Source organism: Arthrobacter sp. NPDC058097 (genome assembly GCF_042884885.1).
Lineage (GTDB): Bacteria > Actinomycetota > Actinomycetes > Actinomycetales > Micrococcaceae > Arthrobacter.
Window position 1 is genome coordinate 294,394 of record NZ_JBHVSZ010000004.1, and the last position, 13,487, is coordinate 307,880.

Below are 13,487 nucleotides of genomic sequence, written 5' to 3' on the forward strand. Positions count from 1 at the left end.
ACACGTCACTGAAGCACAGGTAGCCGCTAACCGCAGCTTCAGATCGCCGGGTCCGGAACGCATTTCCCAGCCTTGCGCCGGACCCGGCGACGACTCCCAGCCGCACGCTGGGGACCGTGATCTGCTCGTCGAAAGCAAAGGGCAGGTGCTTTCCGGTTTCCCAGAAAAGCACCTGCCCTCGGTGAAGACGCCTTCCTTCCCTTGGGAGGCTATGCCTTGAAGCGGCGGCGAACCACGGCGGCGGATACCCCGCTGGCGGCCAAAGCGCCTGCGCCGACCAGCGACCACAGGACCAGGTTGGACTCGGCATTGGTGTTGACATGGCCGGTTGCGGTGCCGGCGGCGGTAACGCTGGAAACAGCAGCGAAATCGGAATTACCCTTGCCCTTGCCCACGCCGTGGTTACCTCCGCCGTTGTTGTTGCCTCCGCCGTTCCCGGAATTCACTACCACGGCTGCCGAGCGGGTGGTGCCGGAGGTCGCGCCGACGGCACTGATTATGTAGTTGCCGCCCTCGGTGAAGGTAATGGTGGTGGAAAAGGCGCCTGTGCGGTCAGCGGAGACGCTGAAGTTGGACGGAGCGGCCCGCCGGCCTTCAGAATCCTTCTTGCCGCCGGTCCGCTGGAATGAAATGTTGATCGCTTCGCCGGCGATGTAGCCACTGGCGGAGAAAGTGATGGATTCGCCGCGAGCGATGGTGCCGTCGGAAACGAGTCCCTGCTCATTGCCGGGCGCCGGGTAGGTGGTTGCCACGGCCGGAGCGGTGCCAGCCAGTGCGATTATTCCTGCAAGTGCAAGCGCTGCAATAGACTTCTTCATTTGTCCCCCCTGAGACGAAAAACGAAATTCCCGTGGTGACGGGGATACAGATCCCCGTGCCGTAAAGTGCTGAAATCCCAAATGTCTAGCCAGCGCCGACGGTATCACTCACAGCTTGCTCCCAGCCAAGCAAGTCCAGAGTTTACAAAAGGTTAATCTACGGTCTATCTGACCGGTTCAAGTCCTGGACCATATTCACGCTGCGATTGGAGCTCCAGCGGGCAATGGTTGGCGGCACGGCAGAGCTTGGGAAAACCTTGGAGGCAGCCGCCGGCCCTCTCAAACGGGGGGTCTAATTGGGCTCGGGCTCTCAGGTGGAGCACCTATTTCGCCTGGACCCGGCGACGACTTTCAGCCCACACGCCAAACCATGCGGCGGCCCCGCAGCGGATTCTTGGAACTTTCTTGGCACCCGCCTCCCACACTGGAATCAGGCAGGCGCAGGACCTGCCGGCATAACGGAAGGGTTGGCCAGTGGGCACGGCGGAAACAGCAAAAGGGATCACAGCGGAACGGACACGGCTGGCCAGGCTGCCGCAGCTGCGGCACTGGATCACGCTGCCGCTGGTGCTTGCCGTCCTGATTGTGGCCGCGGGGTGGACCATACGCTCCACCCCCGCCTTCACAGCGGCCGACCTGTCGGTCGATGCCACCCTAAGCCATCACCACACGCCGCCGCGGACGGCGGTTGCGCTGCTCATCAACGTCGTTTTCAGCCCCGTGGCCGGCGTGGTGATGATCGCCGGGATCTGCCTGTTCCTGCTCCTGGTCCGCCGGAGTCCGGTGAATGCCTTCGCCACGGGAGTGGTGGCGGCCGGCTCATGGGTCAGCAGCGAACTCTTCAAACTGGTTGTCGCCCGGCACCGGCCCGACTCCGCGGCGCTCTTCGACCCCATCACCCCCGAGCCCGGCACGGACAGCTTCCCCAGCGGACATACCGCCCTTGCCGTGGCCCTGGTCATCGCCATGTTCCTGCTCGCCCGGGGCACGCGCTGGCAATGGCCCGTCCTGGTGGCGGGGACGGCGATAGCCGTCACTGTTGCCCTGTCCCGCGTCTATCTTGGCGTTCACTACCCCACTGACGTTGCGGCGTCGTTCCTTACCTCCCTGACCGGAGCCTCCTTCTTCACGGGCCTGTGGAACAGGTACGGGCTGGCGGTGCTCGCCCGCATGCCGTTCCTGGCCCGGCTGGGACCTGTGCCTGCGCCGGCGTCCTGACCGGACTTGTCGGACACGGCACCCCCGAGGGATTGGGACAGAATGGCAGTCATGGACACGAACCGGAAGAAGCAAGTGCTGCTGGTGGAGGATGACCGGCAGCTCGGGCCTCTCATCGCCGAGCTCATCGGGGACGACTTCGACGTGACCCTGGCCCGGGACGGCCAGCAGGGTCTGCACCTCGGACTCACGCGGGAGTGGGATGCCCTGGTGGTGGACCGCGGGCTCCCCCTGCTGGACGGCGCAGCACTGGTCACCGCGCTGCGGGCCAAGGGCGTGACCGCGCCGGTGCTGATCCTCACGGCCCTCGGCACCGTGCAGGACAAGGTGGACGGCCTGGACGCCGGCGCCAATGACTACCTGGTGAAGCCGTTCGACGCCGCCGAGCTCGCCGCCCGGCTCCGCGCACTGACCCGCATCTTCCGTCCGCCGCTGCGGACCGTGCCGCTCGGGGACTGGACGTACGACGCCGATGCCCGGCTCCTGCTGTCGCCTTACGGCGACCGCGTATCGCTTTCCCCTCGGGAGGGGTCGCTGCTTGAGGTGCTGGCCGCCGAGCCGGAGCGGGTTTTCTCCCGGGCCGAGCTGCTTGGCAAGGTGTTCTCGGCGGCGGACCAGCCGGGCGCCGTCGACACCTACGTCCACTACCTGCGCCGGAAGGCGGGCCGGGACATCATCCGCACCGTGCACGGCACGGGGTACCAGTTGGGGGATCCGTCGTGACGGCGCCGGACGCCGACCGGCTGATCCTCCGGACCGCCGCCCGCAAGGTGAGCGCCCAGATTGCGCTCGTGTGCGCTGCCTGCGTCGCCGTCGTGATCCTGGCGTTGGTGCTGTTCGCGCTCTACCGGTCCCAGCCAGCCGAACTGGTGCAGCACCCTGCCGGAGCCGGCCGGATCTACATCGACGAGGCCGATGGCCTCCTGGCGCTGATCCTCGGCGGCGCGCTCGGTGTGATGCTGGCGGCGGCCGCCGGCCTGGTCAGCGCAAGGCGTGCCGTGAAGCCGCTCGGCGAGGCACTGGCGGCGCAGCGGCGTTTCGTCCAGGACGCCAGCCACGAACTGCGGACTCCGCTGGCAGTGCTCGACGCCCGGCTGCAGCTCGCGCAGCGCAAGGCCGGGCCGGACAGCCCGGCGGCCGCGACGCTGGACCGCCTCCGCCAGGACAGCGCCGGACTCGCAGAACTGGTGGACGACCTGCTGCTGATGTCCGCTCCCCCATCCGCCGATCATACGGAGCCTGTGAACGTGGCCGCGCTGGTTGCTGCGGTGACGGACGATCTGCGGCTCCTGGCGGAGGAGGCACGCATCGGGCTGGACTGCTCGGTTGCCGACGGGGCGGCGGGACCGCCGCTCGCGCGGATTCCCGCGCACCTGCTGCGGCGGATGGTGACGGCGCTAGTGGAGAATGCCATCTCGCACACGCCGGAGTCCGGCCGGATCGGCGTCACTGTTGCTGCCGCCGGCCGAAACGTCCGGATCATGGTCCGGGACACCGGGCCCGGGATCATTGGCATTGAACCCGGCCGCGTGTTTGAGCGGTTTGCGCGCGGAAGACCGGCCTGGCACAACCCGGCACGGACCAGCTACGGGATCGGTCTGGCGCTGGTGAAGGATGCCGCCCTGCGCCACGGCGGCGACGTGAGGGTGGCTGAAACAGGGCCCGGGGGAACGGTCCTCAGCCTGGAACTCCCGGCTGCATAGAAGACCCAGCCGGAACGGCTCAACCGGAACGGAGGCGGTGGCGTGAGCGGATTCATCGACGGTATTCTCGGCGTCAGTCCCCTGCTCGCTTATACGCTGGTGGCCCTGCTGGTGTTCGCCGAGGACGCGCTGTTCATCGGGTTCGTCATTCCCGGCGAAACAGCCGCGGTGCTCGGCGGCGTGGTGGCGAGCCGCGGCCAGGTGCAGCTGGGCATCATGATCGGCCTGGTGGTTCTGGCCGCAGTCATCGGCGACACCGTCGGGTACGAGGTGGGCAAGCACGCCGGGCCCAAGCTGCTGGACACCCGGGGATTGAAACGCCACCGGAGGAAGCTGGACAAGGCACAGGAGTTCCTGCGCCGGCGCGGCGGGTCGGCCGTCTTCCTGGGGCGCTTTATCGCCTTCTTCCGTGCGGTGATGCCTGCGCTGGCCGGCATTTCCCGCATGCACTATCCCCGGTTCCTGGCCTTCAACGCGGCCGGCGGACTGGCCTGGGGTGCCGGCTTTGTGCTCCTTGGCTACTTCGCCGGCAACTCGTACGAGGCGATCGCGAAAACCGTCGGACGGGACATCACGGCCGTCGTCGTGGTTGTTGCCGCTGTTGGCGCAGTGGTGTGGCGCGTCCGCTCGGCGCGGAGGAAGCGTGACGCGGCCTCTTGAAAGGCAAGTGATCACTTGCATAAGATGGCGGCATGAGCGATGAGGTGTTCCGTGCCATCGGCGACCCGACGCGCCGAATGATCCTCGATGAGCTCGCGCGCCGGGACGGCATGACGCTGTTCGAGCTGTGCACGCGGCTGGTCACGGAGCACGGCTCAACGCTCACACGGCAGGCCGTATCGCAGCACCTGGCAGTGCTTGAGTCAGCCGGACTCGTGCGGACGGAACGGGCCGGCCGGACAAAGCTGCACCATCTCGACACCTCACCGCTGCGGTCTCTGCTGGACCGCTGGCTGATTCCAGGACAGGAGACACCATGAAACCGCGCATCCACGTCATGAGCGTATTCGTCGACGACCAGGCGAAAGCGCTGGACTTCTACACCCGGCACCTCGGCTTTGTTCTGAAGCACGATGTGCCGCTGGGCGAGTACCGCTGGCTGACCGTCGTCGGACCGGACGACACTGACGGCGTCGAACTGCTGCTGGAGCCGAACGCCCATCCGGCGGCGAAGGAGTACCAGCACGCCCTTACCGAGGACGGCATCCCCGTGGCGTCCTTCCGGGTGGACGACGTGGAGAGCGCACACCGCGAACTGTCCGAGCGCGGCGTCCTGTTCGTCCAGCAACCCGGCGTGCAGGGCGATCTGACGGTTGCGGTACTGGACGACACGTGCGGGAACCTCATCCAGCTGCTCGGCCCCGCCTGACCCACGTGGGAGGCAGCTACCCTATGGCTATGGGGGCCCGCTAGTGTGATCACCGGAGCCGAAACGGGGGTGTCGTGACGTGAACGAGAGCGACCCAGCTATTGCGGCTGCGGTGCCGCCGAACCCGCCGGGACGCCATCGGGTAGTCCTGCGGTCCTCTGCCTTCATCAAGGGATGGTTCATTTCGACCGTCCTGTGGCTCGTACCGGTTTGCGTGATCGTGGTGGTGCAGGAGCTGACCGCCGCGGTGCCGTCCGAGAGTGGGCCGAGCCCTGTGCCGGGCATCGCGATCATGGTGCTGTGGTACGGCTTCGGAATTGCTCTTGTCTTCGCGGCACCGCTGGCCTGGATCCTCGGCTATGTGCTGCGGCACGTGCCTAATCAGTGGATCCACGTTGCGGTCTTCTTTGCCGTTCCGACCCTGGTTTTCTGGGTTCTCGGAGGCCTGCTGCAGTTCGGCTGGACCATTGAATCCCTGGGCTTCTGGGCCACCGTCGGCGCTGCGGCAGCGATCGGACGCTTGGCCATCAGGAGGAATGTTGAGCTGGTGTCCGCTCCGCCCCGCGGCTAACGCCGACCGTTCTCACAGCTGAGCAACGCCTCGGACACGCAGAGTCCGCAGCGCACCCCAGCCACCCCTCAAAGGCATCTGCTGCCCGCGCACGGCGGGTATCGCCGTCGTGCGCCTTTCATCACCGGGCCGCGACCGGCGCCGGGTCAGAACTTGTCAGGAGAGTCGATTGCCTGCCCGACCGTGATCTGCGGGGCTGCGTTGGGGTCGCCGCCCACGGATCCGATGAACGTCTTCAGCTCGGGGTCACTGCCGTCGGTGTTGGCTCCACATGGACAAGCCGCCACGCCTCTAGGAATCGGTGCCGGCGGCCTTCTTGCGTCTGTTCTTGAGTAGTTCAAGGCCGATCGGGACGAAGGACGCCAGCACAATCAGGATGAAGATCAGGTCGATGTTGGCGCCGATCCATTCATACCTGCCCAGCCAGAATCCGAGCAGGGGCACGCCAACGCCCCACAGCAGCGCACCGATCGCGTTGAAGGCGATGAACGTCCGGTACTCCATCCGGCCTACCCCGGCGGTGACGGGAAGGAACGTCCGCACAATCGGCACGAACCGGGCCAGGATCACGGACCGACGCCCGTACTTCTCGAAGAAGCCATGCGCCCTGTCGGCGAATTCGCTCCGAAACCAGCGCGACCCGGGTTTATTGAACACCGCAGGGCCGGCCTTGCGCCCGATCAGATACCCGGTCTGGTCACCCGCGAACGCGGCGGCAAAGGCGGCGGCGCCGAGGACCAGAATGTTCACGTGCACGGTTCCGGTGGCCACGAGCAGCCCTGCCGTGAACAGCAGGGAATCCCCAGGCAGGAAAAAACCGACCAGAATCCCTGTTTCAATGAACAGGAAGGCGCACACCACCACCAGCAGCCAGGGCGCGACGGCGGGGTCGCGAAGGAACACATTCGGATCCATCCACGGCGGCAGGAGCCCGGCCACCGGATGCGGGGACAGCATGGCAGCGGTTTCGATGGGGCGCATGGCCCCAGCCTAGGCTCCGCGCCCTCGCCGCGGAAGAACAACACTGGGCGGGCGGGCATGCTCTGCGGCGCTGACCCGGGTCTGCGTGATCACCTGGGGTCCCCTGTCCGGCCGGGTCCGGATACTTTTAGGGGGAGTATGCTCCGGACCCGGCTTCTCTGAAGTGATGGTTCGCGGCAACCTTCGGCTTCAGGGACCTGATGAGTATCCACCCGTGACACTGCCGCAATCGTGGAACCCGAACGGCATCCAGCCCCTTCATCAGGGGGTGTGGGGGTGCGATGCCCCAACGTTTTCCCAGCAACGGTGTGCGGCGAAGGCGCCGCACCTGCGGGTGCGGTGCTGTGCCTTCACATTGGGTCTGGCCAATTGCCGATGTCGCTCATGATCCGAAGCTTTCGTTGCATGCTGGAACGCCGTACCCAGCTGCTTTCATCATGCCGTAAGGCTCCTGAGAGGACTCTGAGACCGGCACGTTCCCCATTGCGCCGGGCAGGTTGAGCCTCAATCCTTGAACCATGGACCACCAGGAACTGCCGTCCGCTGACGGGCTCCCGGTTCAGGCACCGAAGCACACACGGCCGGGACGAGGGGTGACTCTGCCCCGCGGACTGCGCTGGCAGTCCACCCTGGCTGCGGTCGCCGTCGTCGCCGTCGCCCTGCTGGCCGGCGGGCTGCTGCTGCTCGTGACGCTGGAATCTGACCTCGTTGCCGGAACAGACAGCTTCCTGAGGACCAAGGTCCAGGATGTCGCAGCATTGATCCAGAGCCAGGACGCAGAGGAAGCCAGCATTGCGGTGGCAGCGACCGCCAAAAAAGACCCCCTGGTGCAGATCCTCGACGGGACGGGCAAGGTGATCGGGGCCTCGGAACCCACGCTCCTGACCGCTCCGCTCAGTCAGCTGCGGCCCGCCGCGGGCCAGAGCGCCACAGACAAGGCAACCGCGCCCGCCCTCCTGGGAGACGGCGACGAACGCTATCTGGTGGTGCTCGGCGTCAACGATGAGGGCAAAAAGTACTGGGTGCTGGCCGGACGGACCATTCAGCCCCAGGCCGACACCGTCAGAATTGTCAGCTGGTTCCTGCTGGTGGCCATGCCGGTGCTGCTGGGCGTGGTGGCGTGGTCCGTGCATTTCCTCGTTGGGCGCTCCCTGCGGCGGGTGGAACGGATCCGGACGCAGGTCAGCCGCATCGGCGCCGGAAGACTGAGCCAGCGCGTGGATGTCCCAGGGACGGGTGACGAGCTGCAGGCCCTGGCCGCCACCATGAATTCCATGCTTGACCGGATTGAAGAGGCCGATCAACGGCAACGGCAGTTCGTCTCCGACGCGAGCCACGAACTGCGGGGCCCCATCACCACCCTCGGCACGGGCCTGGAGATCGCCGGCTCCGACCCCGCGGGCGGGACGTGGCGGGACATGAGCCCGGTCCTTGCCGAACAGACGCGCCGGCTGCAGGGCCTCGTGGAGGACCTCCTGGCGTTGTCCAAAGCGGACGATCAGGGACTGCCCGTCCGGCGTGAGGAAGTGGACGTCGATGATGTCCTGGCCGCTGAACTGCGGAGGCTCAAAGCGACCAGCCGGCACCGCCTCGCCGCGGACCTCGTTCCGGCCAAGATTCTGGGGGACGCGGTCCGGCTTGGACAGGCCTTCCGGAACGTGCTGGACAACGCCGACCGTCACGCGGCACGGACAGTTTCGGTGCACCTGTCGGCGTCGGCGCAGGCCGTGCTGGTAGCCATTGACGACGACGGCCCTCCCGTGCCGCTGGCCGACAGGGAACGGATCTTCGGGCGTTTCGTCCGGCTGGATGAGAGCCGGTCACGCCAGCAGGGCGGCAGCGGCCTGGGCCTGGCGATCACCCGCGGCATTGTGGAGGCCCACGGCGGCCGCGTCACCGCAACCGAGACACCGCAGGGCTGGTGCCGCTTTGAAATCAGTTTGCCGCCCATGGTGACCCCCGGCACCCCTGCCGGCGGCCGCCGTCGTAAGCGCTAATCCGGGCTGAGCCTGTACCCCATGCCCCGCACCGTCCCGAGCGTGTTGAGTCCGAACGGTTCATCGATTTTCCTGCGCAGGTACCCGACATACACCTCAACCACGTTGTCGCCGCCGCGGAAATCGGGGTCCCAGACGTTGTCCAGGATCTGGGCCTTCGACACAACCTGGTCCGGCCGGCGCATGAGGTATTCCAGCAGACTGAACTCCCGGGCCGTCAGCGTGATGGCCTGCCCGTCCCGGGTGACGTGCCGGTTTGCCGGGTCCAGGCTCAATGAACCGACGGTCAGAACCACCGGCCGCTCCGGAGCTCCCCGCCGGATCAGTGCCCGCAGCCTCGCGATCAGCACCGGGAAGCTGAAAGGTTTGGTCAGGTAATCGTCCGCCCCCAGGTCGAAGGCGTCCGTCTGGTCATATTCGCCGTCCTTGGCCGTCAGCATGATCACCGGCACCCAGTTCCGCCGCTCGCGCAGCTGTTGCAGCACCGCGTAGCCGTGCATGCCCGGCAGCATCACGTCCAGCACGACGACGTCATATGTGTTCTCGGTGGCGGCCCAGAGCCCATCAACACCGTCATGGGCAACGTCCACCACGAAACCGGCGGCTTTCAGCCCCTGCCGGATGGTCTCAGCCAGCAGGACCTCGTCTTCCACAAGCAGGACCCGCACAGTTGACATCGTCTCACGAGAGACTAAATCCGCGGCGGATACAGAGCCTGGATCAGAGTTCCACGACTTCGAATTCGAGGAGGTCCGCACGGGTGGCAACCGGCTGGCGGTCGCCGCCGTGTGCCTCGCGGGCCTGGCCGCTCCGCCAGTTTTGGAAGTCCTCTTCTGTGGCCCAGGTGGTGACGACAAAGTAGCGGTCATCGCCCTTGACCGGGCGGAGCAGCTGGAAACCTTCGAACCCGGGCTGTCCATCGACGGCGTGTGCCCGGGCGGCGAAGCGCTTCTCGAGCTCGGCGCCCTTGCCTTCGGGGACGTGGATGGCGTTGATCTTCACAACAGACATGGTGTTCCTTTCATGTGTGGGGTGGGCCAGTGCTCGGCACCCCGGTGCAGAGTACACCTCGCCGGCCCCTCCGGCGGCTAGCCATACCGGATATGCCTGGCGGGTAAAATGACACCAACACCGGTCTCGTTTGGGGGAATTCTCTTGTCCATCGCTCATGCCCGCGTGCCAGAAGGCCGGGCCGCTCAACGCAAAGCGAATTCCCTGGCGGTGAAGACGGGCACCCCCAAGCGCCATGACATCCAGGGCCTTCGCGCACTGGCAGTCGTCCTGGTTATTGCGGATCATCTGCTGGCTTACCCCACCGGCGGCTTCATCGGCGTGGATGTCTTCTTCGTGATCTCCGGTTTTGTGATCACTGCCAGCCTGATCCGGGAGCATGACAGAAACGGCAGGATCTCCTTCGCGGACTTCTACCGGCGCCGGGCGCGGCGCATCCTGCCGCTGGCATCGCTGGTCATCGTCCTGACCCTCATCGCCTCATGGTTTGTGTTCTCCACTGCGCGCTTCACCGGCACTGCCCAGGACGGCCTGTGGGCGTTCCTGTCTGCGGCCAACTGGCACATGGCCATGGTCGGTACTGATTACATGCAGGCCGGCGGGGCGGTGTCCCCGCTGCAGCACTTCTGGTCGCTGGCCGTCGAGGAACAGTTCTACATCGTCTGGCCCTGGCTGCTCGCGCTCATGCTCGGCTGGGGAGCTTCCAAACTGGGCCGTCCGTCTTCCGGTGTCCGGCGTTCAACGGGCCTGGCCCTGTTTGCCGTGGCCGGGGCATCGTTTGCCTTCGCCATGTGGGAAAGCTCCGCCGCACCCACGGTCGCATACTTCTCCACGTTTTCCCGCGCCTGGGAGCTCGGCTGCGGTGGCCTGCTGGCCGTCCTCGCGCCGGCTCTGCTGCGCATCCCGCACCGTATCCGGCCCGCTTTGGCCTACCTCGGCCTCGCAGGAATCGTCATCGGCGCCTTCGCCATCACACCGGAATTGACCTTCCCGGGCCCGTGGGCAGCGGTGCCGGTCCTTGCGACCATGGCGGTCATTGCCGCAGGGACCGGCGGGGAGCAACGGCTGCTGGCTCCACTGACCAATCGCGTCTCCCGCTACCTGGGTGACATTTCATATTCCCTGTACCTGTGGCACTTCCCCGTCATCATTCTGCTGGGAGCACTCCGGCCACCGTCGGGCGCCGTCGAACACGCCGTTGCTTTAGCCCTCACCCTGGCGCTGTCAGCATGGTCCTATCACTTCATTGAAGAGCCGGTCAGGCACTCGCGATGGCTTGAAGCCAAGGCAGCCAAGGCTGCCAAGGCGCCGCACGAGGCCCCGGCCCGGCTGGCCTTCGGAGCGGTCACCGCTCTTGCCCTGGTTGCCGCCATCGTCGTGAGCTTCACCCTGGCCAAGACCGGCCCGGTCGCTGCAACAGCGCGCCCGGTGGTGCCGCCGGGTGCTTCCTCCTCAGCTGTTGCCAACACCCCCGCAGCAAAGCTGAGCCAGGAACTCACCCTTGCTCTCTCGGCGTCCCAGTGGCCGGAGCTTACGCCTGCGATCGATACCCTTGGCAACGAGGCGAAGGCGCCTGAATGGGTTGAAGACGGCTGCCTGGCCGACGAGCGGGGCGCCCTCGAAGACCCAGCAGAAAACGCGGCCCGTTGCACCTACGGGGACGCAGCGGCCAAGAAGACGGCAGTGGTCCTCGGCGACTCGGTGGCTATCAGCTACGTTCCGGGCGTACGCGCCGCCCTTGAACCGCAGGGGTACAAGGTCCTTGTTTACACCATGCAGCAGTGCCCGGCCGCCCCGGTTGACGTGATCAAATCCTCCAAAGCGGCACACCCCAAGTGCGCCCCTTTCCGCACGTGGGCCCTTCGGCAGATAGCCGCCATGAAGCCTGATATGGTGATCGCGTCCAGCTCAACGGGAACGTTGGTGCGCCTTTCCAGCGGGGCAACGGGCGGCGCAGCGGCCGGCGAGTGGACCGGGGCGTCCAAAAAGCTGTACACAGACCTCTCTGCCTCGACCAAACAGGTTTTCGTGCTTGACCCGCCGCCACGCGGCCGCAAGTTCGCCGAGTGCGCCACGAAGATCAGCACGCCAGCGGACTGTGCGTCCAAGGTGCAGCAACTCTCACTGGACATGACGGCCGCCGGGCGGTCGGCGCTTGACCCTGCCGCGCAGCCGAACGTTCACTTCGTGGAGACCGTTGGTTGGTTCTGCGTGGCCGGAAACTGCCCCGCGTTCGCCGGCACGTCGCCCATGCATGCAGACGGTGCCCATCTCACGGCTGCCTATTCAAAGTCACTCGGGCCCGTGCTGTCCGAAGCGCTTGCCGGCAAGTAGTTACACGAGGCTTTCGCGGCTCCCGTGGATCTGGCTGAGGATCGACTCGTCCTTGATCTTGTGGTCGTTCATGAGCAGGAAGGCCTTGGACAAAACTGGCAATGCTCGGGATCTACCTGTTCGTATGGATCAGGTGATACCGGAAGGCCCTGCGAAAGACCAGGGCGATGTGACAAACGCGGTACTGGACGACGCTGCGGCAACCTCATCCAACTGCTCGGCGCCGCGCGAGTCACGGTTATAACCGATAGTGACCCTTGGGTAAGCGCTGGTGTCATAGGCGGCTCAAGATCAGCTCAAGACTCCGCCCAGATTGGGGCCCTGCGTCGGTATCGGTGCGAACATGATGTTGCAGCCTACAAAGGGATAGTCATGGATGAGAGCAGCCGCAAACCGCCGTCCGCGGCGAAGTTCCGGATCGCCATGGTCATTATTGTTCTGCTGATAGCCACCGCCGTGTGGTTCGGCATGTCGGCGATGGCCCACCTTTTGGGGCCGGTCTGGGACACGCTGGTTAAGCGCTGAGCGGGACGGCGCCGATGACCAGCGTGCTTTGCTTGGCCGCCGTGCGGAGATTGGCCGGGCTTGTTGCAGGATGTCGGAGCAGTCAGGACTCATGGCCAGTTGGAAGCCGTTCGCAAGCAGGAGTGAGACCAGGGCCGAGACCGGTTCGCCTCCGTTTTCCTGGAAGCTGACAACCTGGTCCAGGGTGTAGGCCAGGACGGGGGTAACGCGCGTTCGGCCGGTGGCGGTTTTCTGGGCAAGGACCACGCGGGCGGCGACCGGATGGAACTCGTCCGGCGTTGCTTGGGGCATCGTTCCCCCATCCCCGCGCTCACGCATGCACACTCCGGCTCTTCCAAGGTTTTCCCAAGCTGCTCCAATGACAATGGATTTGCCGGTTAATGCACCTGCCAGCGCTGAAGCCGGTCTGGCACCGGGTCCGGAGGAGTTTTCCCCGGACCCGGTGCCTTCGTTCGAGGGAAATCTCCCCGCCGCGGCTAGCCGACCTTGTTTCCAGGCCCCCTACCCCGCCTCGAAAATACGAGGAGGAGAACGATGGGGATGAAAATCATCGTCAGGATAGTGCCAACTCCCCGGACGGTGATGCCGTAGCTCTCGTACCCGAGCACTATTGCCTGGCCGGGCTCTTCCTCGCGGTACACCACCGTAACTTCCGCGCCGTCCGTGGGCTGCTGGCCGTGGCCCACGGTGGCCGAGATGACGCGGTCCGTCCCGTCCGCGGTCGTGTACCTCACCCTGATGTCCCGTTGCGAGGCCCTCCTGGCGTCGTTGAAGTCAAGGACGGTTCCGGTGGTGTGCACACCCGTCCGCGCGAGGTCCTCATGCGCATCAGCCACCCGCGAACCGACGCCGATCATCACCGGCCCGGCCAGGACCAGGACAACGGCCAGCACCACGCGAACGGCCGGGCCCAGCAGAGTTTTGGGCCTGTGGTTCTCAGCGGGATCCGGCGAACTCATG

Annotated in this window: 16 protein-coding genes; 10 read left to right on the forward strand and 6 right to left on the reverse strand. The window is 65.9% G+C overall.

Translation table 11 applies throughout. The annotated features are described in order from the left end of the window. Positions 1 to 209: 209 nt before the first annotated feature. Complete coding sequence (locus ACFVTE_RS09565) at positions 210 to 818, reverse strand: hypothetical protein (RefSeq protein ID WP_387099507.1); 609 nt, start codon at positions 816 to 818, stop codon at positions 210 to 212. Between the two features lie 474 nt (positions 819 to 1,292). On the opposite strand from ACFVTE_RS09565, the gene ACFVTE_RS09570 reads away from it, so the two are divergent. The 7 genes from ACFVTE_RS09570 (at position 1,293) to ACFVTE_RS09600 (ending at position 5,679) form a co-directional block, all read left to right on the forward strand. Beyond that, the gene (locus ACFVTE_RS09570) at positions 1,293 to 2,036 is read left to right on the forward strand and encodes a phosphatase PAP2 family protein (protein ID WP_387099509.1); all 744 of its coding nucleotides are present in this window, start codon (positions 1,293 to 1,295) and stop codon (positions 2,034 to 2,036) included. A 51-nt stretch (positions 2,037 to 2,087) separates the two neighbouring features. Continuing rightward, positions 2,088 to 2,759: a response regulator transcription factor gene (locus ACFVTE_RS09575; RefSeq protein ID WP_387099511.1), complete on the forward strand. Its 672-nt coding sequence runs from the start codon at positions 2,088 to 2,090 to the stop codon at positions 2,757 to 2,759. Then, positions 2,756 to 3,739 (forward strand): sensor histidine kinase, encoded by a 984-nt coding sequence (locus ACFVTE_RS09580; protein ID WP_387099513.1) that lies wholly within the window; start codon positions 2,756 to 2,758, stop codon positions 3,737 to 3,739. Before ACFVTE_RS09575 ends, ACFVTE_RS09580 begins: the two co-directional genes overlap by 4 nt. 42 nt (positions 3,740 to 3,781) lie before the next feature. After that, the gene (locus ACFVTE_RS09585) at positions 3,782 to 4,399 is read left to right on the forward strand and encodes a DedA family protein (RefSeq protein WP_387099515.1); all 618 of its coding nucleotides are present in this window, start codon (positions 3,782 to 3,784) and stop codon (positions 4,397 to 4,399) included. A 32-nt stretch (positions 4,400 to 4,431) separates the two neighbouring features. Further along, the gene (locus ACFVTE_RS09590; RefSeq protein ID WP_387099517.1) at positions 4,432 to 4,719 is read left to right on the forward strand and encodes an ArsR/SmtB family transcription factor; all 288 of its coding nucleotides are present in this window, start codon (positions 4,432 to 4,434) and stop codon (positions 4,717 to 4,719) included. Beyond that, on the forward strand, positions 4,716 to 5,108 hold the full coding sequence (locus tag ACFVTE_RS09595) for a VOC family protein (RefSeq protein ID WP_387099519.1): 393 nt from the start codon (positions 4,716 to 4,718) through the stop codon (positions 5,106 to 5,108). Before ACFVTE_RS09590 ends, ACFVTE_RS09595 begins: the two co-directional genes overlap by 4 nt. A gap of 79 nt (positions 5,109 to 5,187) precedes the next feature. Next, a complete protein-coding gene (locus tag ACFVTE_RS09600; protein ID WP_387099521.1) occupies positions 5,188 to 5,679 on the forward strand; it encodes a hypothetical protein in 492 nt (163 codons plus the stop codon). 146 nt (positions 5,680 to 5,825) lie between these two features. On the opposite strand, the gene ACFVTE_RS09605 is transcribed toward ACFVTE_RS09600, so the two are convergent. After that, positions 5,826 to 5,966 carry a hypothetical protein gene (locus tag ACFVTE_RS09605; protein WP_387099524.1) on the reverse strand — a complete coding sequence of 47 codons (141 nt, stop codon included), beginning with the start codon at positions 5,964 to 5,966 and terminating at the stop codon, positions 5,826 to 5,828. Positions 5,967 to 5,970: 4 nt separating this feature from the next. Next, positions 5,971 to 6,660 carry a DedA family protein gene (locus tag ACFVTE_RS09610; protein ID WP_387099527.1) on the reverse strand — a complete coding sequence of 230 codons (690 nt, stop codon included), beginning with the start codon at positions 6,658 to 6,660 and terminating at the stop codon, positions 5,971 to 5,973. 518 nt (positions 6,661 to 7,178) lie between these two features. On the opposite strand from ACFVTE_RS09610, the gene ACFVTE_RS09615 reads away from it, so the two are divergent. After that, positions 7,179 to 8,657: a sensor histidine kinase gene (locus ACFVTE_RS09615; RefSeq protein ID WP_387099529.1), complete on the forward strand. Its 1,479-nt coding sequence runs from the start codon at positions 7,179 to 7,181 to the stop codon at positions 8,655 to 8,657. Here the strand turns inward: ACFVTE_RS09615 and ACFVTE_RS09620 are convergent. Beyond that, positions 8,654 to 9,325 (reverse strand): response regulator transcription factor, encoded by a 672-nt coding sequence (locus ACFVTE_RS09620; protein WP_387099755.1) that lies wholly within the window; start codon positions 9,323 to 9,325, stop codon positions 8,654 to 8,656. The genes ACFVTE_RS09615 and ACFVTE_RS09620 overlap by 4 nt on opposite strands. Positions 9,326 to 9,377: 52 nt before the next feature. Next, on the reverse strand, positions 9,378 to 9,668 hold the full coding sequence (locus ACFVTE_RS09625; RefSeq protein ID WP_387099531.1) for an antibiotic biosynthesis monooxygenase family protein: 291 nt from the start codon (positions 9,666 to 9,668) through the stop codon (positions 9,378 to 9,380). 210 nt (positions 9,669 to 9,878) lie between these two features. On the opposite strand from ACFVTE_RS09625, the gene ACFVTE_RS09630 reads away from it, so the two are divergent. Both ACFVTE_RS09630 and ACFVTE_RS09635 read left to right on the forward strand, forming a co-directional pair. Beyond that, the gene (locus tag ACFVTE_RS09630) at positions 9,879 to 12,002 is read left to right on the forward strand and encodes an acyltransferase family protein (protein ID WP_387099533.1); all 2,124 of its coding nucleotides are present in this window, start codon (positions 9,879 to 9,881) and stop codon (positions 12,000 to 12,002) included. A 372-nt stretch (positions 12,003 to 12,374) separates the two neighbouring features. Then, complete coding sequence (locus tag ACFVTE_RS09635; RefSeq protein WP_387099536.1) at positions 12,375 to 12,527, forward strand: hypothetical protein; 153 nt, start codon at positions 12,375 to 12,377, stop codon at positions 12,525 to 12,527. A 476-nt stretch (positions 12,528 to 13,003) separates the two neighbouring features. Here the strand turns inward: ACFVTE_RS09635 and ACFVTE_RS09640 are convergent, their stop codons facing one another. Continuing rightward, positions 13,004 to 13,486 carry a DUF3592 domain-containing protein gene (locus tag ACFVTE_RS09640; RefSeq protein ID WP_387099538.1) on the reverse strand — a complete coding sequence of 161 codons (483 nt, stop codon included), beginning with the start codon at positions 13,484 to 13,486 and terminating at the stop codon, positions 13,004 to 13,006. Position 13,487: the final 1 nt, after the last annotated feature.

What these genes read in the sequence shown, in the direction of transcription:
- ACFVTE_RS09565 (WP_387099507.1), bottom strand. Translation starts at nt 818, where the DNA reads ATGAAGAAGTCTATTGCAGCGCTTGCACTTGCAGGAATAATCGCACTG.
- ACFVTE_RS09575 (WP_387099511.1), top strand. Translation starts at nt 2,088, where the DNA reads ATGGACACGAACCGGAAGAAGCAAGTGCTGCTGGTGGAGGATGACCGG.
- ACFVTE_RS09590 (WP_387099517.1), top strand. Translation starts at nt 4,432, where the DNA reads ATGAGCGATGAGGTGTTCCGTGCCATCGGCGACCCGACGCGCCGAATG.
- ACFVTE_RS09595 (WP_387099519.1), top strand. Translation starts at nt 4,716, where the DNA reads ATGAAACCGCGCATCCACGTCATGAGCGTATTCGTCGACGACCAGGCG.
- ACFVTE_RS09610 (WP_387099527.1), bottom strand. Translation starts at nt 6,660, where the DNA reads ATGCGCCCCATCGAAACCGCTGCCATGCTGTCCCCGCATCCGGTGGCC.
- ACFVTE_RS09615 (WP_387099529.1), top strand. Translation starts at nt 7,179, where the DNA reads ATGGACCACCAGGAACTGCCGTCCGCTGACGGGCTCCCGGTTCAGGCA.
- ACFVTE_RS09625 (WP_387099531.1), bottom strand. Translation starts at nt 9,668, where the DNA reads ATGTCTGTTGTGAAGATCAACGCCATCCACGTCCCCGAAGGCAAGGGC.
- ACFVTE_RS09635 (WP_387099536.1), top strand. Translation starts at nt 12,375, where the DNA reads ATGGATGAGAGCAGCCGCAAACCGCCGTCCGCGGCGAAGTTCCGGATC.
- ACFVTE_RS09640 (WP_387099538.1), bottom strand. Translation starts at nt 13,486, where the DNA reads ATGAGTTCGCCGGATCCCGCTGAGAACCACAGGCCCAAAACTCTGCTG.